Source organism: Aeromicrobium sp. (assembly GCF_032084975.1).
Lineage (GTDB): Bacteria > Actinomycetota > Actinomycetes > Propionibacteriales > Nocardioidaceae > Aeromicrobium.
The window spans coordinates 15,474-40,283 of record NZ_DAMDLR010000013.1 but is presented as its reverse complement, the minus strand read 5'-3'; the positions used below and the strand labels follow the sequence as shown (position 1 = coordinate 40,283).

At 68.4% G+C, this 24,810-nt stretch carries 28 protein-coding genes; 26 read left to right on the top strand and 2 right to left on the bottom strand.

Going from position 1 to position 24,810, the window contains the following annotated elements; all coding sequences use genetic code 11:
• Positions 1-132 precede the first annotated feature (132 nt).
• Positions 133-3,957 carry a DNA-directed RNA polymerase subunit beta' gene (locus tag RT323_RS05240; protein WP_313405623.1) on the top strand — a complete coding sequence of 1,275 codons (3,825 nt, stop codon included), beginning with the start codon at positions 133-135 and terminating at the stop codon, positions 3,955-3,957.
• 96 nt (positions 3,958-4,053) lie between these two features.
• Here the strand turns inward: RT323_RS05240 and RT323_RS05235 are convergent, their stop codons facing one another.
• Together RT323_RS05235 and RT323_RS05230 are read right to left on the bottom strand one after the other, a co-directional pair.
• Complete coding sequence (locus RT323_RS05235; RefSeq protein WP_313405622.1) at positions 4,054-5,217, bottom strand: acyltransferase family protein; 1,164 nt, start codon at positions 5,215-5,217, stop codon at positions 4,054-4,056.
• 53 nt (positions 5,218-5,270) lie between these two features.
• Positions 5,271-6,293 carry a hypothetical protein gene (locus tag RT323_RS05230; RefSeq protein WP_313405620.1) on the bottom strand — a complete coding sequence of 341 codons (1,023 nt, stop codon included), beginning with the start codon at positions 6,291-6,293 and terminating at the stop codon, positions 5,271-5,273.
• A gap of 241 nt (positions 6,294-6,534) precedes the next feature.
• Here RT323_RS05230 and RT323_RS05225 point away from each other — a divergent pair, with 241 nt between their 5' ends.
• The 25 genes from RT323_RS05225 (at position 6,535) to rplF (ending at position 24,809) form a co-directional block, all read left to right on the top strand.
• Positions 6,535-7,245: a GntR family transcriptional regulator gene (locus RT323_RS05225; protein ID WP_313405619.1), complete on the top strand. Its 711-nt coding sequence runs from the start codon at positions 6,535-6,537 to the stop codon at positions 7,243-7,245.
• 33 nt (positions 7,246-7,278) lie between these two features.
• Positions 7,279-10,116 carry an FAD-linked oxidase C-terminal domain-containing protein gene (locus tag RT323_RS05220; protein WP_313405618.1) on the top strand — a complete coding sequence of 946 codons (2,838 nt, stop codon included), beginning with the start codon at positions 7,279-7,281 and terminating at the stop codon, positions 10,114-10,116.
• 36 nt (positions 10,117-10,152) lie between these two features.
• Entirely contained in the window at positions 10,153-10,884 is a 732-nt protein-coding gene (locus RT323_RS05215) for a maleylpyruvate isomerase family mycothiol-dependent enzyme (RefSeq protein ID WP_313405616.1), read from the top strand.
• A 229-nt stretch (positions 10,885-11,113) separates the two neighbouring features.
• Positions 11,114-11,488, top strand: coding sequence for a 30S ribosomal protein S12 (gene rpsL, locus RT323_RS05210; RefSeq protein WP_313405615.1), 375 nt, complete (start codon positions 11,114-11,116; stop codon positions 11,486-11,488).
• Positions 11,488-11,958: a 30S ribosomal protein S7 gene (gene rpsG, locus RT323_RS05205; RefSeq protein ID WP_313405613.1), complete on the top strand. Its 471-nt coding sequence runs from the start codon at positions 11,488-11,490 to the stop codon at positions 11,956-11,958. The genes rpsL and rpsG overlap by 1 nt, the downstream gene beginning before the upstream one ends.
• A 63-nt stretch (positions 11,959-12,021) precedes the next feature.
• The gene (gene fusA / locus RT323_RS05200) at positions 12,022-14,124 is read left to right on the top strand and encodes an elongation factor G (protein ID WP_313405611.1); all 2,103 of its coding nucleotides are present in this window, start codon (positions 12,022-12,024) and stop codon (positions 14,122-14,124) included.
• 115 nt (positions 14,125-14,239) lie between these two features.
• Complete coding sequence (tuf, locus tag RT323_RS05195; protein WP_313405610.1) at positions 14,240-15,433, top strand: elongation factor Tu; 1,194 nt, start codon at positions 14,240-14,242, stop codon at positions 15,431-15,433.
• Positions 15,434-15,528: 95 nt separating this feature from the next.
• On the top strand, positions 15,529-16,437 hold the full coding sequence (locus RT323_RS05190) for a cation diffusion facilitator family transporter (protein ID WP_313405608.1): 909 nt from the start codon (positions 15,529-15,531) through the stop codon (positions 16,435-16,437).
• Positions 16,438-16,792: 355 nt separating this feature from the next.
• On the top strand, positions 16,793-17,101 hold the full coding sequence (gene rpsJ / locus RT323_RS05185; RefSeq protein WP_078699131.1) for a 30S ribosomal protein S10: 309 nt from the start codon (positions 16,793-16,795) through the stop codon (positions 17,099-17,101).
• Between the two features lie 13 nt (positions 17,102-17,114).
• Positions 17,115-17,768: a 50S ribosomal protein L3 gene (gene rplC, locus RT323_RS05180; protein ID WP_313405604.1), complete on the top strand. Its 654-nt coding sequence runs from the start codon at positions 17,115-17,117 to the stop codon at positions 17,766-17,768.
• Between the two features lie 4 nt (positions 17,769-17,772).
• Positions 17,773-18,720 (top strand): 50S ribosomal protein L4, encoded by a 948-nt coding sequence (rplD, locus tag RT323_RS05175; protein ID WP_313405602.1) that lies wholly within the window; start codon positions 17,773-17,775, stop codon positions 18,718-18,720.
• Positions 18,720-19,022 carry a 50S ribosomal protein L23 gene (gene rplW, locus RT323_RS05170; protein WP_313405601.1) on the top strand — a complete coding sequence of 101 codons (303 nt, stop codon included), beginning with the start codon at positions 18,720-18,722 and terminating at the stop codon, positions 19,020-19,022. The genes rplD and rplW overlap by 1 nt, the downstream gene beginning before the upstream one ends.
• Positions 19,023-19,037: 15 nt before the next feature.
• On the top strand, positions 19,038-19,865 hold the full coding sequence (gene rplB / locus RT323_RS05165) for a 50S ribosomal protein L2 (protein ID WP_313405599.1): 828 nt from the start codon (positions 19,038-19,040) through the stop codon (positions 19,863-19,865).
• 20 nt (positions 19,866-19,885) lie between these two features.
• Entirely contained in the window at positions 19,886-20,167 is a 282-nt protein-coding gene (gene rpsS / locus RT323_RS05160) for a 30S ribosomal protein S19 (RefSeq protein ID WP_078699126.1), read from the top strand.
• Entirely contained in the window at positions 20,164-20,580 is a 417-nt protein-coding gene (gene rplV / locus RT323_RS05155) for a 50S ribosomal protein L22 (RefSeq protein ID WP_313405594.1), read from the top strand. The genes rpsS and rplV overlap by 4 nt, the downstream gene beginning before the upstream one ends.
• A gap of 1 nt (position 20,581) precedes the next feature.
• Positions 20,582-21,382 (top strand): 30S ribosomal protein S3, encoded by an 801-nt coding sequence (gene rpsC / locus RT323_RS05150; protein ID WP_313405592.1) that lies wholly within the window; start codon positions 20,582-20,584, stop codon positions 21,380-21,382.
• Entirely contained in the window at positions 21,382-21,801 is a 420-nt protein-coding gene (rplP, locus tag RT323_RS05145; RefSeq protein WP_181754450.1) for a 50S ribosomal protein L16, read from the top strand. The genes rpsC and rplP overlap by 1 nt, the downstream gene beginning before the upstream one ends.
• Positions 21,801-22,034 (top strand): 50S ribosomal protein L29, encoded by a 234-nt coding sequence (rpmC, locus tag RT323_RS05140; RefSeq protein WP_313405588.1) that lies wholly within the window; start codon positions 21,801-21,803, stop codon positions 22,032-22,034. The genes rplP and rpmC overlap by 1 nt, the downstream gene beginning before the upstream one ends.
• Positions 22,031-22,312, top strand: coding sequence for a 30S ribosomal protein S17 (rpsQ, locus tag RT323_RS05135; RefSeq protein WP_313405586.1), 282 nt, complete (start codon positions 22,031-22,033; stop codon positions 22,310-22,312). Before rpmC ends, rpsQ begins: the two co-directional genes overlap by 4 nt.
• A gap of 7 nt (positions 22,313-22,319) precedes the next feature.
• Positions 22,320-22,688, top strand: a complete 369-nt coding sequence (rplN, locus tag RT323_RS05130) for a 50S ribosomal protein L14 (RefSeq protein ID WP_087624392.1) — start codon at positions 22,320-22,322, stop codon at positions 22,686-22,688.
• Between the two features lies 1 nt (position 22,689).
• Entirely contained in the window at positions 22,690-23,004 is a 315-nt protein-coding gene (gene rplX / locus RT323_RS05125; RefSeq protein ID WP_313405582.1) for a 50S ribosomal protein L24, read from the top strand.
• Between the two features lie 2 nt (positions 23,005-23,006).
• A complete protein-coding gene (rplE, locus tag RT323_RS05120) occupies positions 23,007-23,567 on the top strand; it encodes a 50S ribosomal protein L5 (protein ID WP_313405581.1) in 561 nt (186 codons plus the stop codon).
• A gap of 1 nt (position 23,568) precedes the next feature.
• Positions 23,569-23,754: a type Z 30S ribosomal protein S14 gene (locus RT323_RS05115; RefSeq protein WP_313405580.1), complete on the top strand. Its 186-nt coding sequence runs from the start codon at positions 23,569-23,571 to the stop codon at positions 23,752-23,754.
• Between the two features lie 88 nt (positions 23,755-23,842).
• Entirely contained in the window at positions 23,843-24,250 is a 408-nt protein-coding gene (gene rpsH, locus RT323_RS05110) for a 30S ribosomal protein S8 (RefSeq protein WP_313405579.1), read from the top strand.
• A gap of 16 nt (positions 24,251-24,266) precedes the next feature.
• Positions 24,267-24,809 (top strand): 50S ribosomal protein L6, encoded by a 543-nt coding sequence (gene rplF / locus RT323_RS05105; RefSeq protein WP_313405578.1) that lies wholly within the window; start codon positions 24,267-24,269, stop codon positions 24,807-24,809.
• Position 24,810: the final 1 nt, after the last annotated feature.

The following is a 24,810-nucleotide window of genomic DNA, read 5'->3' as shown; positions in this document are numbered from 1 at the left end:
GGCCGTGGAACACGGCCTGTGACGCAGTCCGTGGTGACACGGCCCGGGGGCGCTAGAGCACATTTGAATTGGCAGTCAGGAAAAGCGGATCTCACCCGCTGATCCACAATCCCTCTGGGGAAAGGAAGTTACGTGCTCGACGTCAACTTCTTCGATGAACTCCGCATCGGTCTCGCGACCGCGGAGGACATCCGCAACTGGTCCTACGGCGAGGTCAAGAAGCCGGAGACCATCAACTACCGCACGCTCAAGCCCGAGAAGGACGGCCTCTTCTGCGAGAAGATCTTCGGCCCCACCCGGGACTGGGAGTGCTACTGCGGCAAGTACAAGCGCGTCCGCTTCAAGGGCATCATCTGTGAGCGGTGTGGTGTCGAGGTCACGCGGTCCGGCGTCCGCCGTGAGCGGATGGGCCACATCGAACTCGCCGCGCCGGTCACCCACATCTGGTACTTCAAGGGTGTCCCGAGCCGGCTCGGCTACCTGCTCGACCTGGCCCCCAAGGACCTCGAGAAGGTCATCTACTTCGCGGCCTACATGATCACCTCCGTCGACGAGGAGGCCCGTCACCGCGACATGCCCTCCCTCGAGGCGCAGATCGAGGTCGAGAAGAAGACCATCGAGAACGACCGCGACGCGGCCGTCGACGCCCGCGCCAAGAAGCTCGAGACCGACCTGGCCGAGCTCGAGGCCGAGGGCGCCAAGGGCGACGTGCGCCGCAAGGTGCGCGAGGGCGCGGAGCGCGAGATGAACGCGATCCGCCGCAAGGCCGACCAGCAGGCCGAGCGCATCCAGCAGGTCTGGGACCGGTTCAAGAACCTCAAGGTCCAGGACCTCGAGGGCGACGAACTGCTCTACCGCGAGATGCGTGACCGTTTCGGCATGTACTTCGAGGGCGGCATGGGCGCGGCGGCGCTCCAGAAGCGCCTCGAGGACTTCGACCTCGACGCCGAGGCCGAGCTGCTCCGCGAGATCATCGCGACGGGCAAGGGCCAGAAGAAGACCCGTGCGCTCAAGCGCCTGCGCGTCGTCACGGCGTTCCAGACCACGAGCAACAGCCCCAACGGCATGGTGCTCGACTGCGTCCCGGTCATCCCGCCGGACCTGCGCCCCATGGTCCAGCTCGACGGTGGCCGCTTCGCGACCTCCGACCTCAACGACCTGTACCGCCGCGTCATCAACCGCAACAACCGCCTCAAGCGGCTCCTCGACCTCGGCGCGCCCGAGATCATCGTCAACAACGAGAAGCGGATGCTTCAGGAGGCCGTCGACGCGCTGTTCGACAACGGTCGTCGTGGTCGCCCCGTCACCGGCCCGGGCAACCGCCCGCTCAAGTCGATCTCCGACATGCTCAAGGGCAAGCAGGGTCGTTTCCGTCAGAACCTGCTCGGTAAGCGCGTCGACTACTCGGGCCGTTCGGTCATCGTCGTCGGCCCGCAGCTCAAGCTGCACCAGTGCGGTCTGCCCAAGCAGATGGCACTCGAGCTGTTCAAGCCGTTCGTGATGAAGCGACTGGTCGACCTGAACCACGCGCAGAACATCAAGAGCGCCAAGCGCATGGTCGAGCGTGCTCGCCCGGTCGTGTGGGACGTGCTCGAAGAGGTCATCACCGAGCACCCGGTGCTGCTGAACCGTGCGCCCACCCTGCACCGTCTGGGCATCCAGGCGTTCGAGCCGCAGCTCATCGAGGGCAAGGCCATCCAGATCCACCCGCTCGTCTGCTCGGCCTTCAACGCCGACTTCGATGGTGACCAGATGGCCGTCCACCTGCCGCTGTCGGCCGAGGCGCAGGCCGAGGCCCGCATCCTGATGCTGTCGACGAACAACATCCTCAAGCCGTCGGACGGCCGACCGGTCACCATGCCCACCCAGGACATGATCATCGGCCTGTACTTCCTGACGCTCGAGCGTGAGGGTCACGTCGGAGAGGGTCGTGCCTTCAGCTCGCCCGCCGAGGCGACGATGGCGTTCGAGCGCGACGAGATCACGCTGCAGAGCAAGATCAGGATCCGCATCGACGGCGAGCTCCGCGAGACGACCCTGGGTCGCGCGATCTTCAACGACGCGCTGCCGCAGGACTACCCGTTCGTCAACTTCCAGGTCGGCAAGAAGGAGCTCGGCGTCATCGTCAACGACCTCGCCGAGCGCTACAGCAAGGTCGACGTGGCGGTGGCCCTGGACAACCTCAAGGACACCGGCTTCCACTGGGCGACGCGCTCCGGCGTGACGATCTCGATGGACGACGTCGTCAGCCCGCAGGAGAAGCAGCAGATCCTCGAGAAGTACGAGGCGCAGGCGGCCAAGGTCCAGCAGCAGTTCGACCGGGGTCTCATCACCGAGGACGAGCGTCGCCAGGAGCTCATCGAGATCTGGACCCAGGCCACGGCCGAGGTCTCGGCCTCGATGGAGGTCCTGTTCAAGGCCAGCGGCGACAACCCGATCTGGATGATGGTCAACTCCGGTGCTCGCGGCAACATGATGCAGCTGCGTCAGATCGCCGCCATGCGAGGACTGGTCGCGAACCCGAAGGGCGAGATCATCCCTCGTCCGATCAAGGCGAACTACCGCGAGGGCCTGTCGGTCGTCGAGTACTTCATCGCAACCCACGGTGCTCGTAAGGGCCTGGCCGACACCGCGCTGCGTACGGCCGACTCGGGTTACCTGACCCGTCGTCTGGTCGACGTCAGCCAGGACGTCATCATCCGCGAGGAGGACTGCGGCACCGAGCGTGGTCTGCCCAAGGTCATCGCGACGCGTCTGGACGACGGCACGCTCGTCGCCGCCGAGAACGTCGAGACCTCGGCCTACGCCCGCAACGCGGCGGTCGACATCGTCCACCCCGAGACCGGCGAGGTGCTGGTCGGTGCAGGTGAGGACCTCGGCGACGTCGAGATCCACCACCTCATCGCCTCGGGCGTCGAGTCGATCAAGGTCCGCACGGTCCTGACGTGTGACGCCAAGACCGGCACGTGCGCCAAGTGCTACGGCCGTTCGCTGGCCACCGGCAAGCTCGTCGACATCGGCGAGGCCGTCGGCACCATCGCGGCCCAGTCGATCGGTGAGCCCGGTACCCAGCTGACGATGCGTACCTTCCACACCGGTGGTGTGGCCGGTGACGACATCACGCACGGTCTGCCGCGCGTCGTCGAGCTCTTCGAGGCCCGCCAGCCCAAGGGCAAGGCCCCCATCACCGAGGCCGCCGGTCGCATGACGATCGACGACTCGGACAAGGGCCGCAAGCTCGTCGTCACTCCCGACGACGGTGCCGAGCCGATGGAGTACCCGGTCACGAAGCGTGCGCGGCTGCTCGTCAAGGACGGCGACCACGTCGAGGTCGGCGACCAGCTCACGCACGGTACGCCCGATCCGCAGGAGGTCCTGCGCATCCTGGGTGTCCGCAAGGCGCAGGAGCACCTCGTGGACGAGGTCCAGGAGGTCTACCGCAGCCAGGGCGTGGCGATCCACGACAAGCACATCGAGATCATCGTGCGCCAGATGCTCCGTCGCGTGACGGTCATCGAGCAGGGTGACGCGAAGCTGATCCCCGGTGACCTCGCGGACCGCGCTGTCTTCGAGGAGGAGAACCGCCGCGTCGTGGCCGAGGGTGGCACCCCCGCCTCCGGTCGACCGGTCCTGATGGGCATCACGAAGGCCTCGCTGGCCGTCGAGTCCTGGCTGTCGGCCGCCTCCTTCCAGGAGACGACCCGCGTCCTCACCGAGGCCGCGATCCAGGGCAAGTCGGACTCGCTGCGCGGCCTCAAGGAGAACATCATCATCGGCAAGCTGATCCCGGCCGGCACCGGCCTGGAGCGGTACCGCAACATCCGGGTCGAGCCCACCGAGGAGGCGCGTCAGAACGCCTACGCGGTCAGCGGCTACGACAGCTTCGACTACCAGTTCGGAGCATCGGACGCGGCGCCGGTGGCGTTGGACGACTACGACTTCAGCTTCGACAACTGAGTCACTGCGAAGGGGCCCTGCCGATCCGGCAGGGCCCCTTCGTCATGTCCGAGGGCCGAGGGCGCCCAGCGAGCGACGTCGGCCGATCCGAAGGCCTCAGCGCAGCCCGTGCCCCAGGGGCCGGTCGGCCGGCCGGTCGACCCGTGGGGGAGTCATCCGCTCGAGGCCGCGGTCCCACACGTCGGGGTGGGCGTCCTGCGAGTGGTACGTGTCCTCGCGGGGGTCGCGGAACATCCACGACAGCCGCGGTTCGAAGACCGGGCGGAACACCGTGGCCACCGGGCGGGTCATCAGCAGGTTGGCCACGACGAGCGCGACGACGATGCAGCCCAGGACGGCGGTGGCGCCGTAGGGCTCGATCCGGTCCCACAGGCGGAAGTGGCGGTCGAGCCAGATGATGACGAAGCCGTGCAGCAGGTAGCAGTAGAAGGTGCGTCCGCCCAGCGTCGTGGTCCACGACCGCCCGCGCGGCACCAGGGACAGCGCGGCCAGGGTCAGCGCGAAGGCGATCACGAGCAGCAGGGCCCGGATCGCGATGCCCTCGACGGGGCCGGCACCCAGCTCGTCGTAGCGCGCCTTCCACAACAGCCACGTGGTCGGCCAGCGCTCGGCCCACGACTGGGCGAACAGCTGGCACAGTACGAAGGTGCCGCCCAGCAACAGGGCTGAGGCGATCCGGGTCCGCGTGGCGCCGAGTCGCATGAACGTGTCGCGCTCGAAGTGCAGGCCGATCACGTAGAAGGGCAGCAGTCCGAGCACCTTCGGCAGCGCCAGGACGTTCGGGATCTCGATCAGCCCGGCCAGCAGCGAGATCACGATCGCGGTCGTGATCGGGTACTTCAGGGCGCGCCAGATCGGCGTCGTGAGCCGCCAGATGAACAGCGCGGCGAGGAACCAGCCGAGCCATTGCGGCGACAGGATCATGAAATGCTCGGGCTCGCCGTCGTAGTGGCGGGTGATCAGCTGCAACCCGGTCTCGACGATCAGGTACGGGACGATGAGCGTCGACACGATGCGCCGGATCTGACGGAAGTCGCCCACGTAGTGACGCGCGGTGTAGCCGGAGATCAGGACGAAGAACGGCATGTGGAAGGCGTAGACCCACGTGTAGACGCCACGAGCGGAGTCCATGACGACCAGCTCGGTCAGCGAGTGGCCGATGACGACGAGCAGCATCACCCAGTACCGCGCGTTGTCGAGGTAGGCGACGCGCTCCTGGGGGGCCTTCGTGCTGACGGGCAGCGGATCGAGACGACTCATCGCTCTCGACTGTAGTAGTTCCGGGCCCGGTCAGCCCGGGGGAGCGGAGCGCCTCAGGCGGTCGGCTCGATGAACAGCGAGAGATAGTTGCCGCGGGCCGAGAGCGTGTGGACGGTGCGCACGATCGTGCCGCCGCGACCGGGAGCCCAGGTGGTCACGATGACCTCGTTGAGGTCGGCCATCACGTCGCGGCGCAGGGTGCCCTCGGCGACGCGCTCGGACGTGAACGACTCGCTGACCTCGGTGGCGATGGAGGCGCGGGGCGTCGTCATCGTCGCGAAGGGCGGGCGCCGGCTGGACAGCAGCACGGTGGCGCTCGACGGCGGGGTGTAGTCGTCGATGGCGGGCGAGTCGGCCGGCGCGTCCTCGTCCATCTTGGGCCAGATCCAGCCGGTCCTCTCGGTGGTCGCCTCGACGTCCGCCGGATCGGGCAGGTCCTCGGGGGTGCGGTTCTCCTGGCCCTTGCGGGGGTCCCCGACATAGGAGACGCGCAAGTGCATGACCGGCTGCTCGAGCGATGCGAGGTTGCCCGTGCGGGTCGCCACGCGACCGGGATCGACGCTCAGCTGGACCCGCAGGTCGCGCTCGCCCGGGCTGGTGCCGGTGACGTCCAGCTGGCACCCGGTGATGCGCCGGTCGCGCGCGCGGCAGTAGGCCGCGAGATCGTCGGTGACGATCCCGGCGTCGGGCAGCAGGACGGCGATGTCGGCGAGCAGGCGTCGCACGACGAGCGTCGGGTCGCCGTCGATCCGCATGAGGGAGACGAACGTGTCCGCGCGCGGCGGTTCGTCGAGGTCCTCGAAGGTGTCGCCCTCGGGGCGGGTGCTGACGGTGGGCTCGGTCGTGGGGGTGGGCTCGGTGCCTTCCTCCAGCTCACGCTCGAGCGCCTGCTCGGCCTGGACCGCCTCCAGCTCGGGGCGGTAGGCCTCGACCAGGCGCTCGCTGCGGAAGCGGACGAGCGGACCCATCTGGACTGCGCCGTCCGGGACGATCAGCCCGTAGGCGATCGGGCTGGCGGGACCGGACTCGTGGACGTTGATCTCGGGGGGCGTGCCCGTGCGGTCGCTGTCGGGCATGGTGCCTGTGCCGGTGCAACCTGCCAGCGTCAGGAGCAGAGTCGCAGCAACAGCGGCGGTCAGACGGCGCATCGATCCCCTCGGTCCGGTGTGGAAGTCCCAAGGGTATCGGGTGCCGTCGTATGGTTCTGTCCATGTTCGCGCCCAGCCGCTCGGAGCGGATCCTCGCCCGGGGGGTGCCGGTGCACCGGTCTCGTCGCGTGCGTGGACGACGCCGTCGGCTCTCGGTGACGGCGGTACCGTGACCGCGCGGCCCACCGCCACGGACCGGGTGTTCGCACTGCTGCGCGAGCGCATCGTCGGGGGCGACCTCGCCGCGGGGTCGCAGCACTCCATCTACCGGCTGGCCGAGCAGCTCGAGGTCTCGCGGACGCCCGTGCGGGAGGCGGTCCTGCGGTTGGCGGACCTCGGACTCGTCGAGATCGAGCGCAACCGGGGCGTGCGGGTCCGCAGCGTGACCGCGGCGGACGTGCGCGAGGTGTTCGAACTGCGTCTCCTGCTCGAGGTGCCGGCCGCCGCGGGCGCCGCGGTCAAGGCCGACGACACGGCGCGAGCGGCGCTGGCATCGAACGTCGAGGCGATGCGCGCGCACGCGCGGACGGGCAGCGAGGCGGACTTCACGGCGGTCGACCGCGACTTCCACGCGCTCGTCGCGGCGGCCATGCGCAACCCACGACTGGAGGCGGAGGTGGCCCGGCTGCGCGACTCGATTCAGGCCCGCGGCGTCTCCACCTTCGGCCGGTCACGGCCGTTGAGCGAGGTGGCGGGCGAGCACGCGCCGATCGCCGACGCGATCCTGCGCGCCGAGCCCGCCGAGGCCGCCGCCGCCATGGCGGGCCACCTCGAGCGCACCGCCACGTTGCTCATGCGCCAGGTGGCGATACCCGGCGACGAGGTAGACGAGCACTGGGCGGCCGACGTGCGCGCCGCTCTCGGGGCAGCCGGGGAGTAGCATGCTACTGACCGCCCCCGAAGGAGCCGCCCGATGACGACCACCGTGACCGACCCGACCCCGGGTGCGACCGGCGACGTGGTGTCCGCCCTGCGCCGCGCCGGGGTGCGCGACGTCGATGACTCGTCCCTGGCGCGAGCGCTCTACAGCTCGGACGCCTCCCTCTATCGCGTCGAGCCCACGGTCGTCGTGCGCCCGCACGACCTCGACGAGGTGCACGCGGTGCTCGAGGCCTGCCGTGCGACGGGAACGCCGCTGACGTCGAGGGGCGCGGGCACCTCGATCGCCGGCAACGCAGTCGGGACCGGCGTCGTCCTGGACTTCTCGCGGCACATGAACCGGATCCTCGCGATCGACGAGGCCACCGCGACGGCCGAGGTCCAGCCCGGCGTGGTCCACGCCGTGCTCCAGCGAGCCGCGGCACCGATGGGGCTGCGCTACGGTCCCGACCCGTCGACGCACACGCGATGCACGGTCGGCGGGATGATCGGCAACAACGCCTGCGGCAACCGCGCCCTGGGGTACGGGCGCAGCGCCGACAACGTCGCCGCGCTGGACGTGCTCACCCCGGCGGGGGAGCGGATCCAGGTGGGCCGGGACGTCGCCGTCACCTCCGAGCGGCTCGAACGGCTCAGGTCGCTCGTCGGCGACCACCTGGCCACGGTTCGGACCGAGTTCGGCCGCTTCGGCCGCCAGGTCTCGGGTTACAGCCTCGAGCACCTGCTGCCGGAGCGGGGCTTCGACGTGGCGTCCTTCCTGGCCGGCACCGAGGGCACGCTCGCGGTGATGCTCGGCGCGACCGTCGACCTCGTGCGTGATGCGCCGGTGCGTCACCTCCTGGTGCTGTCCTTCCCCTCGATGGCCGAGGCTGCCGACCACGTCCCGGCGATCCTGCCGTTCGACCCCATCGCCTGCGAGGGGCTCGGCGGCCGCATCGTCGAGGTCTATCGCGCCGCGAACGGGGTGTCGTCGGTGCCTGACCTGCCTGAGGGCGACGGCTTCCTGTACGTGGAGCTGGCCGGCGACGACGCCGCGGAGCTGCGGGCTCGCGCCGACCGGGTCGTCCGTGCGGCGGGAGCCCTGGGCCATCGCCACGTCACGTCGCCGATCGAGCAGTCGGTGCTGTGGCGCATCCGCGAGGAGGGTGCCGGGCTGGCGTCCCGCGCGTGGGACCGCCCCGCCCTGGCCGGGTGGGAGGACGCGGCCGTGCCCCCCGAGCGCCTCGGCACGTACCTGCGCGGCTTCGAGGCCCTGCTGGACGAGCACGACCTGCACGGAACCCTCTTCGGGCACTTCGGTGACGGCTGCGTCCACGTCCGGATCGACTTCCCGCTCGACGAGCCGGGCGGTCGTCAGGGCTTCCGCGCCTTCCTGACCGAGGCCGCCACGCTGGCGGCGGAGCACGGCGGCTCGTTCTCCGGCGAGCACGGCGACGGCCGGGCCCGCTCTGAGCTGCTGCCCCTGATGTACTCGCCCGAGGCGATCGGACTGTTCGAGCAGGTCAAGCACGTGTTCGACCCGGACGACCTGCTCAATCCCGGCGTGCTGGTGCGACCGCGACCGCTCGACGCCGACCTGCGCACCCAGGGGGCCGGCTGGCCGGTGGGCCTGCCCGCGACCCGCAAGGGCCTCAAGCTGCTGCACGACGGCGGCGACTTCGGGGCGGCGGTGCATCGCTGCACGGGCGTCGGCAAGTGCCTGGCAGCTCCGGCCGCCGGTGTCATGTGTCCCTCGTTCCAAGCCACGCGCAACGAGAAGGACTCCACGCGCGGGCGCTCGCGCGTGCTGCAGGAGATGGTCGACGGCCGCCTGGTCGACCAGGGCTGGTCCAGTCCCGAGGTCCACGAGGCGCTCGACCTGTGCCTGTCGTGCAAGGGATGCCTGGGTGACTGCCCCACCGGCGTCGACATGGCCAGCTACAAGTCCGAGGTGCTGCACCAGACCTATCGCGGACGCCTGCGGCCGCGGACGCACTACATCCTCGGGCGGCTGCCGCTGTGGGCCCGGCTGACCTCACCGGTCGCGCGGATCGCGAACCTCGCGCTGCGCGTGCCCGGGATCGCGCACCTCGCACGGTGGGTCGCGGGCATCGACCAGCGGCGCAGCATCCCGGCCTTCGCGACCCGCACGTTCTCGAAGGAGGTCGCGCGGCAGGAACGCGCCACCGGCGGGGAGCCCGTGCTCGTGTGGGCCGACTCCTTCACCGAGTACTTCTCGACGGAGGCCGGCCGCGCGGCCGTGCGTCTGCTGGAGTCCTGCGGGTACGAGGTGCGGTTCCTCGAGCGCCAGCAGTGCTGTGGCCTCACCTGGATCTCGACCGGACAGCTCGACACGGCGGCGGAGCTGGCCGGCGCCGCGGTCGAGCAGCTCCATCCGTTCGTGGCGCAGGGGATCCCGGTCGTGGGACTGGAGCCGTCCTGCCTCGCGGTGCTGCGGACGGACGCCGTCGAGCTCGTCGACGACCCGCGCGCGGCCGAGGTGGCTCGCGGGGTGTTCACCCTGGCCGAGCTGCTGCGCGACCGTGAGGACCTCGACCTGCCGGACCTCACCGGACGCACGCTGGTCGTGCAGCCGCACTGCCACCAGGCGTCGGTCATGGGGTTCGAGGCCGACCTGCAGCTGCTCGCGCGCACGGGCGCCACGGTCAAGCGGGTCGGTGGCTGCTGTGGCCTGGCCGGCAACTTCGGCGTCGAGAAGGGGCACTACGAGGTCTCGGTGGCCGTGGCCGAGCTCCAGCTGCTGCCGGCCGTCCGTGAGGCAGGTCCCGATGCGATCGTCGTCGCGGACGGATTCTCGTGCCGTACCCAGCTCGACGACCTCGCGGGCGTCCGCGCGGTGCACCTGGCCGAGCTGCTCCTCGGTGGCACGTGACGCGAACGGGGCCCACGGCACGAGAGGATGGGTCCCATGGAAGAGCCACTGGTCCTGCTCGGCCGCGAGATGGCGGGCGTCGCGTCCCTGGCCGGCCGGATCGAGGGTGACGAGCCCGTTCCCGCCTGCCCGGGCTGGACGACCGCCGACATGGTCACCCACCTCGGGACGGTCCACCGCTGGGCCGCCGCCATCGTGCTGTCGGGACAGCGCATCACGGAGGAGCCCGACGTGCGGGCGACCGAGCCGCTCGACGAGTGGTATGCCGGCACGGCGACGGCGCTGATCGCCGCGCTGCAGGCCGTCGACCCGCAGGAGCCCGCCCCGAACTTCGCCCACGTGGACGAGGTCGCCGGCTTCTGGGCGCGGCGCCAACTGCACGAGACGTGCGTGCACCGGGTCGACCTCGCCCAGGCGTGCGGCCTTCCCGACCTGGTGTGGGACGTGGACCCGCAGGTCGCCGCCGACGGGATCTCCGAGGTCATCCGCATCCTGGGCCGCCGGATGACCCTGCGGGGCGAGCGTCCGCATGTCGACGCACCCGTCCGCCTGGTCGCGACCGACCTGGACCGCTCGTGGATCGTCGCGCCGGACGACCAGGACCCCACCGCGGCACCGCGCCTGGTCCACCGCGAGATCGACGTGCAGGGTGAGGCGGTCGGCACCGCCGTCGACCTTTACCTCGCCCTGTGGGGACGCGTGCCGGCGTCCGCTGTCGGTCCCACCGGCGCGGCCGTCGCGTGGTTCGAGGGTCCGCGCGTGCCCTGACGCTCGGGGAACCGTCGTCGAGGCGATTTGTCCGCGCGAGGTGGGCTCAGGTAAGATGGGGAGCCGTGCCCGACGTGAGTCGGCACGACGTTCGAACGGACAAGGGCCCGTGGCCCGATGATCCGTGACCACGGTGGCCGGATGCCGCCTTGGTGGAGATCGAGGAAGACCAGCGAGGCCGCATGCGCGCCCGCGATTGGACCGGGAGAAACTCCCAGGAAGAGGCATAGTGCCCACCATCAACCAGCTTGTCCGCAAGGGCCGCCAGAGCAAGGTCGTCAAGACCAGCACGCCGGCCCTGAAGGGTTCGCCCCAGCGACGTGGCGTGTGCACCCGCGTGTACACCACGACTCCGAAGAAGCCGAACTCCGCGCTGCGGAAGGTTGCTCGTGTCCGTCTCTCCAGTGGCACCGAAGTGACCGCCTACATCCCCGGCGAGGGCCACAACCTGCAGGAGCACTCGATCGTGCTCGTGCGTGGTGGTCGAGTGAAGGACCTCCCGGGCGTCCGTTACAAGATCATTCGCGGCTCCCTCGACACCCAGGGTGTCAAGGGCCGCAAGCAGGCTCGCAGCCGTTACGGCGCGAAGAAGGAGAAGAGCTGATGCCTCGCAAGGGTCCCGCTCCGAAGCGTGCCATCGAGACCGATCCGGTCTACGGAAGCCAGCTGGTCACCCAGCTGATCAACAAGGTGCTGTTCGACGGCAAGAAGCAGGTCGCACAGCGCATCGTCTACACCGCTCTCGAGGGCACCCGCGAGAAGACCGGCACCGATCCGGTCATCACGCTCAAGCGCGCGCTCGACAACGTGAAGCCGAGCCTCGAGGTCAAGAGCCGCCGCGTCGGCGGTGCGACCTACCAGGTCCCGATCGACGTCCGCCCCGGCCGTCAGACCACCCTCGCGCTGCGCTGGCTCGTCAAGTACAGCTCCGAGCGTCGCGAGAAGACCATGGCCGAGCGCCTCATGAACGAGCTGCTCGACGCCAGCAACGGTCTGGGTGCCAGCGTGAAGAAGCGCGAGGACACCCACAAGATGGCCGAAGCCAACAAGGCGTTCGCCCACTACCGCTGGTGACCGTGGGCGCGGTGACCCCGCGCTCGCACACCACCCACCATCTCTGCGAAGGCTGATCCTCACGTGGCAACCGACATCACCACCGACCTGACCCGGGTCCGCAACATCGGCATCATGGCGCACATCGATGCCGGCAAGACCACCACCACCGAGCGCATCCTGTTCTACACCGGCATCAACTACAAGATCGGCGACACCCACGAGGGTTCGGCGACGATGGACTGGATGGAGCAGGAGCAGGAGCGCGGCATCACGATCACGTCGGCCGCGACGACCTGCTGGTGGCACAACACCCAGATCAACATCATCGACACGCCCGGTCACGTCGACTTCACGGTCGAGGTCGAGCGCTCGCTGCGCGTCCTCGATGGTGCGGTCGCGGTGTTCGACGGTGTCGCCGGTGTCGAGCCGCAGTCCGAGACGGTCTGGCGTCAGGCCGACAAGTACGGCGTCCCGCGCATGTGCTTCGTCAACAAGCTCGACCGTACGGGCGCCTCGTTCGACTTCTGCGTCAAGACGATCCGCGAGCGCCTCGGCGCCACCGCGCTCGTGATGCAGCTGCCGATCGGTGCGGAGGCGGACTTCCTGGGCGTCGTGGACCTGGTGGGCATGCGTGCCCTGACCTGGCGCGGCGAGACCGCGGTGGGCGAGGACTACACGATCGAGGAGATCCCGGCCGACCTGGCCGAGGCTGCCGAAGAGGCCCGCGAGTCGATGCTCGAGACGCTGTCGGACATCGACGACGAGATCGCCGAGCTGTTCCTCGACGGCGCCGACATCCCCGTCGACGTGCTCAAGGCCGCCATCCGTCGCGCGACGCTCGCCGCCAAGCTCAACCCGGTGCTGTGTGGCACCGCGTTCAAGAACAAGGGCGTCCAGCCCCTGCTCGACGCGGTCGTCGACTACCTGCCCAGCCCGATCGACGTCGGCGACATCGTCGGCCTCGATCCCAAGGACGAGTCGAAGAACGACACGCGTCCGCCGTCCGACGAGGCGCCGTTCGCGGGCCTGGCCTTCAAGATCGCCACCGACCCGCACCTGGGCAAGCTGACCTTCGTGCGTGTCTACTCCGGCCGTCTCGAGGCGGGCACCCAGGTCCTCAACGTGACCAAGGGCCGCAAGGAGCGGATCGGCAAGGTCTACCAGATGCACGCGAACAAGCGTGAGGAGATCGCGTCGGTCGGCGCCGGCCAGATCGTGGCCGTCATGGGCCTCAAGGACACCACCACGGGCGAGACCCTGGCCGACTCGGCCAACCCGATCGTGCTGGAGTCGATGACGTTCCCGGATCCGGTGATCCAGGTGGCCATCGAGCCCAAGACCAAGAGCGACCAGGAGAAGCTCGGCGTCGCGATCCAGAAGCTCGCCGAGGAGGACCCGACGTTCCAGGTCCACACCGACGAGGAGACAGGTCAGACGATCATCGCCGGCATGGGCGAGCTCCACCTCGACATCCTGGTCGACCGCATGAAGCGCGAGTTCAAGGTCGAGGCCAACGTCGGCAAGCCGCAGGTCGCCTACCGCGAGACCATCCGCCGCAAGGTGGAGAAGTACGACTACACCCACAAGAAGCAGACGGGTGGTTCGGGTCAGTACGGCAAGGTGCAGATCACGTACGAACCCCTCGACACCTCCGAGGGCGAGCTCTACGAGTTCAGCAACGCCGTCACCGGTGGCCGCATCCCGCGCGAGTACATCCCGAGCGTGGACGCGGGTATCCAGGACGCCCTCAACGTGGGTATCCTCGCCGGTTACCCCATGGTCGGCATCAAGGCGACCCTCATCGACGGTGCCTACCACGACGTCGACTCCTCGGAGATGGCGTTCAAGATCGCCGGCTCGATGGCCACCAAGGAGGCTCTCCGCAAGGCCGACCCGGTCCTGCTCGAGCCCATGATGGCGGTCGAGGTCCGTACTCCGGAGGAGTACATGGGCGACGTCATCGGCGACATCAACTCCCGTCGTGGGCACATGCAGTCCATGGACGACGTCAGTGGCGCGAAGGTCATCCGGGCCCTCGTCCCGCTCTCGGAGATGTTCGGGTACGTTGGCGACCTGCGGTCCAAGACCCAGGGACGTGCCAACTACACGATGCAGTTCGACTCGTACGCGGAGGTCCCCCGGGCCGTCGCGGACGAGATCGTCAAGAAGATGCGAGGCGAGTGAGGCGGGTACTCTCACCCCCTCCTCTTCGTGATCACAACGCAGTAACCCACCACAGACGCCACACCTGGCTCCCGGCCGGTGGCGTATCAACACCAAGTCCACCAGGAGGACAACAGTGGCGAAGGCGAAGTTCGAGCGGACCAAGCCGCACGTCAACATCGGCACCATCGGTCACATCGACCACGGCAAGACGACGCTGACGGCTGCGATCTCCAAGGTTCTGCACGACAAGTACCCGGACCTGAACGAGGCATCGCCGTTCGACTCGATCGACAAGGCTCCGGAAGAGAAGCAGCGCGGCATCACGATCTCGATCGCTCACATCGAGTACCAGACCGAAGATCGTCACTACGCGCACGTCGACTGCCCCGGCCACGCCGACTACGTGAAGAACATGATCACGGGCGCGGCTCAGATGGACGGCGCGATCCTCGTGGTCGCCGCCACCGACGGCCCGATGCCGCAGACGCGTGAGCACGTGCTGCTCGCCCGCCAGGTCGGCGTGCCGGCCATGGTCGTGGCGCTCAACAAGTGCGACATGGTCGACGACGAGGAGATCCTCGAGCTCGTCGAGCTCGAGGTCCGTGAGCTGCTCAACGAGCAGGACTTCGACGGCGACAACGTGCCCGTCGTCAAGGTTGCGGCCCACCCGGCCCTGACCGGCGACGCCAAGTGGGCCGAGTCGATCCTCGAGCTCATGGCCGCGGTCGACGAGTACATCCCGCTGCCCCCGCGTGAGACGGACAAGCCGTTCCTCATGCCGGTCGAGGACGTCTTCACGATCACCGGTCGTGGCACCGTCATCACCGGTCGTATCGAGCGCGGCATCGTCAAGGTCAACGACACGGTCGACATCGTCGGCATCCGTGATGACAAGCAGACCACGACGGTCACCGGCATCGAGATGTTCCGCAAGCTGCTCGACGAGGGCCAGGCGGGCGAGAACGTCGGCCTGCTGCTGCGTGGCACGAAGCGCGAGGACGTCGAGCGCGGCATGGTCGTCATCGCGCCCGGCTCGACGACGCCGCACACGGAGTTCGAGGGTCAGGTCTACATCCTGTCCAAGGAGGAGGGTGGCCGTCACACGCCGTTCTTCAACAACTACCGTCCGCAGTTCTACTTCCGCACCACGGACGTCACCGGCGTCGTCACGCTGCCCGAGGGCACCGAGATGGTCATGCCCGGCGACAACACCGAGATGTCGGTCGTGCTGATCCAGCCGATCGCCATGGAGGAGGGCCTGCGCTTCGCCATCCGCGAGGGCGGCCGCACCGTCGGCGCCGGCCGTGTCACCAAGATCAACAAGTGATCTGATCTGACACGCACTGCGTGAGGAACCCCCGGGACTTCGGTCCCGGGGGTTCTTTCGTCTGTCCGCTCCGGGTCGCCCGGTAGCCTGCGGGCATGGGGCACGACCACGCGCACGGGGCAGGCGTCAGGCACCGCGGGAGGCTGCTGGCGGTGCTCGGCCTGACGCTGCTGGTCCTGGTGGTCCAGGTCGTGGTGGGCGCGATGACCGGGTCGCTGGCGCTGCTGGCCGATGCCGGACACATGCTGAGCGACTCGGTCGGTCTCGTCCTGGCGCTGGGCGCCATCGCCGTCGCGCAGCGTCCCGGAGGTGCCCGTCACACCTACGGAGTGCACCGGACCGAGGTCCTCGCCGCCGGCGCGAACGGACTGATCCTGCTCGGCATCTGCGCGGTGATCGCGCTCAATGCCGTCCGCCGGCTCGACGACCCGCCGCCGATCGACGGGGGACCGGTGCTGGCGGCGGGTGCCGTCGGCCTGGTCGTGAACATCGTCGGGCTCCTGGTGCTCAGGGCCGGGGCGCGCGAGAGCCTCAACGTGCGTGGCGCCTACCTCGAGGTCCTCGGCGACGCGCTCGGGTCGGTCGCCGTCATCGTGTCGGCGGTGGTGATCGTCAGCACCGGGTGGCACGTGGCCGATCCGATCGCCTCTCTCGTGATCGCGGCACTCGTGGTGCCGCGAGCCGTGTCGCTGCTGCGCGACGTCGCCGAGGTTCTCCTCGAGTCCAGTCCCCGCGACGTCGACCTCGACGAGCTGCGCCAGCACATCCTCGGCGTGGCCGGTGTGGTCGACGTCCACGACCTCCACGTCTGGACGATCACCAGCGGGATGCCGGTGATGAGCGCCCACGTCGTGGTCGACGAGACGGTGACGGACATGGGGGAGGCCCACGGCGTGCTCGATCGGCTCACGGCGTGCCTGAGCGACCACTTCGACGTGGCGCACTCGACCTTCCAGATTGAGCCTGCGGGCCACGTGGAGCCTGAGGGCCACGCACACCGCTGAGGGCCGACCGGGCGAACGTGGCGGACGGCACACGAGGACCGTGAGAACCCGATTTGTGTTCGGCCCGGGGAGTCTGTCAGAATGGTCAGGTTGCCCCGACATGGTCGCGGTGGCTCCTGCGGTCAGGAACTCACGCCTGGCTCAACGCAGCGGCCGACCCCGAGTCCATGTTGTCCGGCCAGTCGAGTCGCCTCGCGACGCGGAGCCGGTCCAACCACCTAACTCGAGAAGTGTGTGAACTTGCGCGCGTCCAGCGTCGCGACACGCCCGACCTCGGGGAATGGAGCAGGGAGCATGCTGGCCCCCAAACCCGGGGACCAGCGAACGAAGACGAACGTAAAGGACGAGCGAGAGCATGGCGGGACAGAAGATCCGTATCCGGCTCAAGGCCTACGACCACGAGGTCATCGATTCCTCGGCGAAGAAGATCGTCGACACCGTGACCCGCACCGGCGCCAAGGTCGCCGGTCCCGTGCCGCTGCCGACGGAGAAGAACGTGTACTGCGTCATCCGTTCGCCGCACAAGTACAAGGACAGCCGCGAGCACTTCGAGATGCGCACCCACAAGCGGCTCATCGACATCATCGACCCGACGCCCAAGACCGTCGACTCGCTCATGCGACTCGACCTCCCGGCCGGTGTCGACATCGAGATCAAGCTCTGAGGGGAGTACGCACATGATCAGCAGCACTGTCACCGCGCGCGGCCTCCTCGGTCGCAAGCTCGGCATGACGCAGGTCTGGGACGAGAACAACCGGGTCATCCCGGTGACCGTCCTCGAGGCCTCGACCAATGTCGTCACCCAGATCCGCACCCGCGAGACGGACGGCTACAGCGCCATCCAGCTCGGCTACGGCGAGATCGACGGACGCAAGCTGAACAAGCCGCAGTCCGGTCACTTCGCGAAGGCCGGCGTCACGCCGCGTCGTCACGTCGTCGAGATCCGCACCGAGGCCGTCGCCGACTTCACCGTCGGCCAGGAGGTCTCGCCCGAGATCTTCGCCGCGGGCGACAAGATCGACGTGACCGCCACCAGCAAGGGCAAGGGCTTCGCCGGCGTCATGAAGCGTCACGGCTTCGCCGGTGTGTCCGCCTCGCACGGCGCGCACCGCAACCACCGCAAGCCGGGCTCGATCGGTGGCTGCGCCACCCCGGGTCGCGTCTTCAAGGGCCTGCGCATGGCGGGCCACATGGGCACGGACACCGTGACCACCCAGAACCTCACCGTCCACGCGGTCGACACCGAGCGCGGTCTGATCCTGGTCAAGGGCGCCGTGCCCGGGGCCAAGGGCGCGCTCGTGGTCATCCGCTCCGCTGCGAAGGGAGCCTGACGACATGGCACAGACGATCGACGTCGACCTGCCCGTCGACATCTTCAACGCCCGGGTCAGCATTCCGCTGATGCACCAGGTCGTCACCGCCCAGCTCGCCGCTGCCCGTCAGGGCACGCACGACGTCAAGTCGCGCGGCGAGGTTCGTGGCGGCGGCAAGAAGCCGTACCGCCAGAAGGGCACCGGCCGCGCCCGTCAGGGCTCGATCCGCGCGCCCCAGTACGCCGGTGGTGGCGTCGTGCACGGCCCCACGCCGCGCTCGTACGAGCAGCGCACGCCCAAGAAGATGAAGGCCGCCGCGCTGCGTGGCGCCCTCACCGACCGGGCCCGTAGTGGACGACTCTTCGTCGTCGACTCGCTCGTGACCGGCGACGCGCCGTCCACCAAGACCGCGCTCGCCGCCGTGCGCCAGCTCAGCAACCGCGCCCGTGTGCTCGTGGTCATCGACCGCGACGACACGAACACGGTCAAGAGCCTGCGCAACGCCGAGTTCATCGCGCTGCTGACGTTCGACCAGCTCAACACGTACGACGTGCTGCTGGCCGACGACATCATCTTCACCAAGGCCGCGTTCGACGCGTTCGTGGCGGCTCGCTCCGCCGAAGGTGTCGAGACGGTCAAGCTCAGCCAGGCCGTCGACTCCGACGTCCCGGCCGCGAAGCCCGCCAAGGCTCCTGCCGCGAAGGCCGCCCCGGCTGCCGCCGCGGACGACGCCAAGGCCGGCGCCACGAAGACCCAGCCGTACGGCCCGGGTTCGAAGGCTCCGCTCGCCAGCGGCAACGCGCCCAAGGGTCACGAGATCAAGGGCAACGAGGGCTCGAAGAAGTACCACACGCCCGACGGCCAGTGGTACGACCAGACGGATGCCGAGGTCTGGTTCGACTCCGCCGAGACCGCCGAGGCCGCTGGCTTCACCGCGGCCGGTGGCGACCAGGCTCAGGAGGAGAACTGATGTCCAACCACGGAACCTTCGCGCGTGACGTCCTGATCGCGCCCGTCGTCAGCGAGAAGAGCTACGCGCTGCTCGATGACAACAAGTACACGTTCGTGGTCCACCCGGACGCCAACAAGACCCAGATCAAGATCGCCGTCGAGGAGATCTTCGGGGTCAAGGTCACGGGCGTGAACACGATCAACCGCAAGGGCAAGGCCCGCCGCACCCGCAACGGCCTCGGCAAGCGCAAGGACACCAAGCGCGCCGTCGTCAGCGTCGCCGCGGGTCAGAGCATCGACATCTTCTCGAGCCCGAGCTGAAGGACTGACTGAGACATGGCTATTCGCAAGTACAAGCCCACCACGCCGGGCCGTCGCGGCTCGAGCGTGGCGGACTTCGCCGAGATCACGCGCACGACGCCCGAGAAGTCGCTGGTCCAGCCGCTGCCCAAGAAGGGTGGCCGCAACAACCAGGGCCGCATCACCACCCGTCACCAGGGTGGTGGCCACAAGCGCGCCTACCGCATCATCGACTTCAAGCGCTACGACAAGGACGGCGTGCCGGCCAAGGTCGCTCACATCGAGTACGACCCGAACCGCACCGCCCGCATCGCGCTGCTGCACTACGCCGATGGCGAGAAGCGCTACATCATCGCCCCCGAGGGCCTGACGCAGGGCATGACCGTCGAGGCCGGTACCGGCGCCGACATCAAGCCCGGCAACAACCTGCCGCTGCGCAACATCCCGGTCGGAACCACGATCCACGCGATCGAACTCCGTCCCGGCGGTGGCGCCAAGATGGGCCGCTCGGCCGGCGCCAAGGTGCAGCTCGTCGCCAAGGAGGGCTCGCGCGCCCAGCTGCGTCTGCCCTCGGGCGAGATGCGCTACGTCGACGTCCGCTGCCGCGCCTCGATCGGTGAGGTCGGCAACTCGGAGCAGTCGAACATCAACTGGGGCAAGGCCGGCCGCAACCGCTGGAAGGGCAAGCGCCCGACCGTCCGTGGCGTCGCCATGAACCCGATCGACCACCCGCACGGTGGCGGTGAGGGCAAGACCTCCGGTGGCCGTCACCCGGTCAGCCCGTGGGGCAAGCCCGAGGGCCGTACGCGCAAGCGCAAGGCCAGCGACCAGATGATCGTCCGCCGCCGCAAGAGCGGTCGCTGAGAGAGGACCTGGAGAAAAAGATGCCTCGTAGTTTGAAGAAGGGTCCCTTCGTTGACGGCCACCTCGAGAAGAAGGTGGACGCTCAGAACGCGGCCGAGACCCACAACGTCATCAAGACCTGGTCGCGTCGCTCGATGATCCTGCCGTCCTTCATCGGACACACGATCGCCGTGCACGACGGCCGCAAGCACGTGCCCGTGTTCATCACCGACTCGATGGTCGGCCACAAGCTGGGTGAGTTCGCTCCCACCCGCACGTTCAAGGGCCACGAGAAGGACGACCGGAAGGCGAAGCGCCGATGAGTGCCACCACCCGCGACAACACGAGCCTGCGCCGCGAGCGCCTGCTGGGCGACCGCCCCGGCGCCTTCGCGATCGCACGCTACGTCCGTGTCACCGCGCAGAAGTCGCGCCGTGTCGCTGATCTGATCCGCGGCTCGCGCGTCGAGGACGCGTTGACCATGCTGAAGTTCCAGCCGCAGGCCGTGGCCGAGAACTTCTACAAGCTGGTCGACTCGGCCGCCGCGAACGCCGAGACCACCGAGGGCCTGGACCGTTCGACCCTGGTCATCACCACGGTCCTGGTCGACGAGGGCCCGACGATGAAGCGCTGGCGCCCGCGCGCCAAGGGTGCGGCCAACCGCATCCTCAAGCGCACGAGCCACCTGACGGTGGTCGTCGAACCCGCAACCGATGAGAAGAAGGGTGGCAACTGACATGGGTCAGAAGATCAACCCGCACGGTTTCCGCCTGGGCATCTCCACGGATCACAAGAGCCGTTGGTACGCCGACAAGCTGTACTCCAGCTACGTGGGTGAGGACGTCAAGATCCGTCGCCTGCTGACCAAGGGCATGGACCGCGCCGGCATCAGCCGCGTCGAGATCGAGCGCACCCGCGACCGGGTCCGGGTGGACATCCACACGGCCCGTCCGGGCATCGTGATCGGTCGCCGTGGCGCCGAGGCCGACCGCATCCGCGGCGACCTGGAGAAGCTGACCGGCAAGCAGGTCCAGCTGAACATCCTCGAGGTCAAGCAGCCCGAGATGGACGCCCAGCTCGTCGCGCAGGGCGTGGCCGAGCAGCTGTCGGGTCGTGTGCAGTTCCGTCGTGCCATGCGCAAGGCGATGCAGACCACGATGCGCAGCGGTGCCAAGGGCATCCGGATCCAGTGCTCGGGCCGTCTCGGCGGCGCCGAGATGAGCCGTTCGGAGTTCTACCGCGAGGGTCGCGTCCCGCTGCACACGCTGCGCGCGGACGTCGACTACGGCTTCTACGAGGCCAAGACGACCTTCGGCCGCATCGGCGTGAAGGTCTGGATCTACAAGGGTGAGGTCGCCGGCACCCGCGCCGAGCGCGAGGCCGAGCAGGCCCGTCGCGCCGCCGCTCCCGGCAGCCGTCGTCCCGGTCGTGGAGAGCGTGGCGGACGCCGCCCCGCTCGTGACGCCGCGCCCGCTGCTGCGAACGCCGCCCCCGCGGCTGCCGCAGCGCCTGCGGCCAGCGAAGGAGCTGAGTCCTGATGTTGATGCCTCGTCGCGTCAAGTACCGCAAGCAGCACCACCCCAAGCGCCGCGGCATGGCCAAGGGCGGCACCGAGCTCGCGTTCGGTGAGTTCGGCATCCAGGCTGTCGAGGGTCACTACGTGACCAACCGACAGATCGAGTCGGCCCGTATCGCCATGACCCGCCACATCAAGCGTGGCGGCAAGGTCTGGATCAACATCTACCCGGACCGTCCGCTGACCAAGAAGCCCGCCGAGACCCGCATGGGCTCGGGCAAGGGCTCGCCCGAGTGGTGGGTCGCCAACGTCAAGCCCGGCCGTGTCATGTTCGAGCTCTCCGGTGTCACCGAAGAGGTCGCCCGTGAGGCGATGCGCCGCGCAATCCACAAGCTGCCGATGAAGGCACGCTTCATCACCCGCGAGACAGGAGACCTGTGATGGCAAGCAACGCCGCAGAACTCCGCGACCTCAACGCCGGCGACCTGGCCGACAAGCTGAAGGAGGCGAAGGAGGAGCTGTTCAACCTGCGCTTCCAGAACGCCACCGGTCAGCTCGACAACACCGCGCGTCTGCGCACGGTGCGCAAGGACATCGCGCGCATCTACACGGTCATCCGTGAGCGCGAGCTCGGCATCATCGAGCCGCTGCCGAACGAGGGGGCGAAGGCATGAGCACGAAGGACAACGAAGTGAGCAACGAGCGCTCGTCGCGAAAGATCCGTGAGGGTCTGGTCGTCAGCGACAAGATGGACAAGACCATCGTCGTCAGCATCGAGGAGCGCTTCAAGCACCCGCTGTACGGCAAGGTGCTGCGCCGCAACATCAAGCTGAAGGCTCACGACGAGGCCAACGAGGCCGGCATCGGCGACCGCGTGCTCCTGTCGGAGACGCGCCCGCTGTCCGCCACCAAGCGTTGGCGCCTCGTCGAGGTCCTCGAGAAGGCGAAGTGAGAGACAGATGATTCAGCAGGAGTCGCGACTCAAGGTCGCCGACAACACGGGTGCCAAGGAGATCCTCTGCATCCGCGTTCTCGGTGGCTCCGGTCGTCGCTACGCCGGTATCGGCGACACGATCGTCGCCACCGTCAAGGATGCGATCCCCGGAGGCAACGTCAAGAAGGGCGATGTCGTCAAGGCGGTCGTCGTGCGCACCGTGAAGGAGCGCCGTCGTCCGGACGGTTCGTACATCAAGTTCGACGAGAACGCCGCCGTCATTCTCAAGACCGATGGTGACCCGCGCGGAACGCGCATCTTCGGCCCCGTGGGCCGCGAGCTGCGCGACAAGAAGTTCATGCGGATCATCTCGCTCGCTCCGGAGGTGCTCTGACATGGCTCGTATTCGCAAGGGTGACCAGGTCAAGGTCATCGCCGGCAAGGACAAGGGCGTCGAGGGCAAGGTCATCGCCGTCAACGCCGAGTCCGACCGCGTGATCGTCGAGGGCGTCAACCGCGTCCAGAAGCACACGAAGGCCGGCCAGACCGGAGCCGAGGGCGGCATCATCACCGCCGAGGCCCCGATCCACGCCTCCAACGTGATGCTCGTCGTCGACACCGACAACGGCAAGACCACCACCAAGGTGGGCTCCGGCGTCGTCGACGGCAAGAAGACCCGCATCAGCCGCAAGACCGGAAAGGAGATCTGATCATGGCCGACACCACCACCGGGCCTCGCCTGAAGGCGAAGTACCGCGAGGAGATCCTGCCCGCGCTGCGCGAGCAGTTCGAGTACGACAACGTCATGCAGGTCCCCGGCCTCACGAAGATCGTCGTCAACATGGGCGTCGGTGAGGCGGCCCGCGACGGCAAGCTCATCGAGGGTGCCATCAAGGACCTCACGGCCATCACCGGCCAGAAGCCGCAGGTCACCAAGGCCCGCAAGTCCATCGCGCAGTTCAAGCTGCGTGAGGGCATGCCGATCGGCACGCACGTCACGCTGCGTGGCGACCGCATGTGGGAGTTTCTCGACCGCCTGCTGACGCTCGCGCTGCCGCGCATCCGTGACTTCCGCGGCCTGTCGCCGAAGCAGTTCGACGGCCGTGGCAACTACACGTTCGGCCTGACCGAGCAGGTCATGTTCCACGAGATCGACCAGGACAAGATCGATCGCAGCCGGGGCATGGACATCACGGTCGTCACCACGGCCACCAACGACGACGAAGGCCGCGCGCTGCTCAAGCTGCTCGGCTTCCCGTACAAGGAGAACTGACATGGCGAAGACCGGTCTGAAGGTCAAGCAGTCCCGCACGCCGAAGTTCGCCGTGCGTGGCTACACGCGCTGCCAGCGCTGCGGCCGCCCCCGCTCCGTCTACCGCAAGTTCGGCCTGTGCCGTATCTGCCTGCGGGAGATGGCGCACCGCGGCGAGCTGCCCGGCGTGACCAAGAGCTCCTGGTAATCACCACCACCCAGACGCAGCAGGTCCCCTCCCACGGCGTCATGCCGGACGAGACGGAAACCGCAGCGAGAAACGGAACACAACTGTTATGACGATGACTGATCCGATCGCGGACATGCTCACGCGTGTCCGCAACGGCAACCAGGCGTACCACGACTCGGTGACCATGCCGCACTCCAAGCTCAAGGAAGGCGTCGCCGCCATCTTGAAGCAGGAGGGTTACATCACCGACTACTCCGTGGCCGAGCCGGGCGAGGGCGAGGTCGGCAAGTCGCTGACCATCACGCTCAAGTACGGCCCGCACCGCGAGCGCTCGATCGCCGGTATCCGACGCATCAGCAAGCCGGGTCTTCGCGTGTACGCGAAGTCCACCAACCTTCCGAAGGTCCTCGGCGGCCTGGGCGTGGCGATCATCTCCACGAGCCAGGGTCTGCAGACGGACCGTCAGGCCAACACCAACGGAGTGGGCGGGGAAGTCCTCGCCTACGTCTGGTGACGAGAGGAGACTGAACATGTCGCGCATCGGCAAACTCCCCGTCGCCGTTCCTTCGGGCGTCGAGGTCAACATCGAGGGTCAGACCATCACGGTCAAGGGCCCCAAGGGTCAGCTGTCGCACACCGTCGCCGAGCCCATCACCGTCCGCAAGGACGAGGACGGCGCCCTGGCGGTCGAGCGACCGAACGACGAGCGTCGCAGCAAGGCCCTCCACGGCCTCTCGCGCACGCTGGTCAACAACATGGTCATCGGTGTGACCGAGGGCTACGAGAAGAAGCTCGAGATCGTGGGCGTCGGTTACCGCGTGCTCCCCAAGGGCCCGTCGGAGATCGAGCTCAACCTCGGCTTCAGCCACCCGGTGCCGTTCACGGCGCCCGAGGGCATCACGTTCACCGTCGAGGGCCCGACCAAGCTCACCGTGTCGGGCATCGACAAGCAGGCCGTGGGTGAGGTCGCAGCCAACATCCGCAAGATCCGCAAGCCGGAGCCCTACAAGGGCAAGGGCGTGCGTTACGCGGGCGAGCGCATCCTGCGCAAGGCCGGAAAGGCTGGTAAGTAAG

What these genes read in the sequence shown, in the direction of transcription:
- RT323_RS05235 (WP_313405622.1), bottom strand. Translation starts at nt 5,217, where the DNA reads ATGAGTCGTCTCGATCCGCTGCCCGTCAGCACGAAGGCCCCCCAGGAG.
- RT323_RS05230 (WP_313405620.1), bottom strand. Translation starts at nt 6,293, where the DNA reads ATGCCCGACAGCGACCGCACGGGCACGCCCCCCGAGATCAACGTCCAC.
- RT323_RS05220 (WP_313405618.1), top strand. Translation starts at nt 7,279, where the DNA reads ATGACGACCACCGTGACCGACCCGACCCCGGGTGCGACCGGCGACGTG.
- RT323_RS05215 (WP_313405616.1), top strand. Translation starts at nt 10,153, where the DNA reads ATGGAAGAGCCACTGGTCCTGCTCGGCCGCGAGATGGCGGGCGTCGCG.
- rpsG (WP_313405613.1), top strand. Translation starts at nt 11,488, where the DNA reads ATGCCTCGCAAGGGTCCCGCTCCGAAGCGTGCCATCGAGACCGATCCG.
- RT323_RS05190 (WP_313405608.1), top strand. Translation starts at nt 15,529, where the DNA reads ATGGGGCACGACCACGCGCACGGGGCAGGCGTCAGGCACCGCGGGAGG.
- rpsJ (WP_078699131.1), top strand. Translation starts at nt 16,793, where the DNA reads ATGGCGGGACAGAAGATCCGTATCCGGCTCAAGGCCTACGACCACGAG.
- rplC (WP_313405604.1), top strand. Translation starts at nt 17,115, where the DNA reads ATGATCAGCAGCACTGTCACCGCGCGCGGCCTCCTCGGTCGCAAGCTC.
- rplD (WP_313405602.1), top strand. Translation starts at nt 17,773, where the DNA reads ATGGCACAGACGATCGACGTCGACCTGCCCGTCGACATCTTCAACGCC.
- rplW (WP_313405601.1), top strand. Translation starts at nt 18,720, where the DNA reads ATGTCCAACCACGGAACCTTCGCGCGTGACGTCCTGATCGCGCCCGTC.
- rplB (WP_313405599.1), top strand. Translation starts at nt 19,038, where the DNA reads ATGGCTATTCGCAAGTACAAGCCCACCACGCCGGGCCGTCGCGGCTCG.
- rpsS (WP_078699126.1), top strand. Translation starts at nt 19,886, where the DNA reads ATGCCTCGTAGTTTGAAGAAGGGTCCCTTCGTTGACGGCCACCTCGAG.
- rplV (WP_313405594.1), top strand. Translation starts at nt 20,164, where the DNA reads ATGAGTGCCACCACCCGCGACAACACGAGCCTGCGCCGCGAGCGCCTG.
- rpsC (WP_313405592.1), top strand. Translation starts at nt 20,582, where the DNA reads ATGGGTCAGAAGATCAACCCGCACGGTTTCCGCCTGGGCATCTCCACG.
- rplP (WP_181754450.1), top strand. Translation starts at nt 21,382, where the DNA reads ATGTTGATGCCTCGTCGCGTCAAGTACCGCAAGCAGCACCACCCCAAG.
- rpmC (WP_313405588.1), top strand. Translation starts at nt 21,801, where the DNA reads ATGGCAAGCAACGCCGCAGAACTCCGCGACCTCAACGCCGGCGACCTG.
- rpsQ (WP_313405586.1), top strand. Translation starts at nt 22,031, where the DNA reads ATGAGCACGAAGGACAACGAAGTGAGCAACGAGCGCTCGTCGCGAAAG.
- rplN (WP_087624392.1), top strand. Translation starts at nt 22,320, where the DNA reads ATGATTCAGCAGGAGTCGCGACTCAAGGTCGCCGACAACACGGGTGCC.
- rplX (WP_313405582.1), top strand. Translation starts at nt 22,690, where the DNA reads ATGGCTCGTATTCGCAAGGGTGACCAGGTCAAGGTCATCGCCGGCAAG.
- rplE (WP_313405581.1), top strand. Translation starts at nt 23,007, where the DNA reads ATGGCCGACACCACCACCGGGCCTCGCCTGAAGGCGAAGTACCGCGAG.
- RT323_RS05115 (WP_313405580.1), top strand. Translation starts at nt 23,569, where the DNA reads ATGGCGAAGACCGGTCTGAAGGTCAAGCAGTCCCGCACGCCGAAGTTC.
- rpsH (WP_313405579.1), top strand. Translation starts at nt 23,843, where the DNA reads ATGACGATGACTGATCCGATCGCGGACATGCTCACGCGTGTCCGCAAC.
- rplF (WP_313405578.1), top strand. Translation starts at nt 24,267, where the DNA reads ATGTCGCGCATCGGCAAACTCCCCGTCGCCGTTCCTTCGGGCGTCGAG.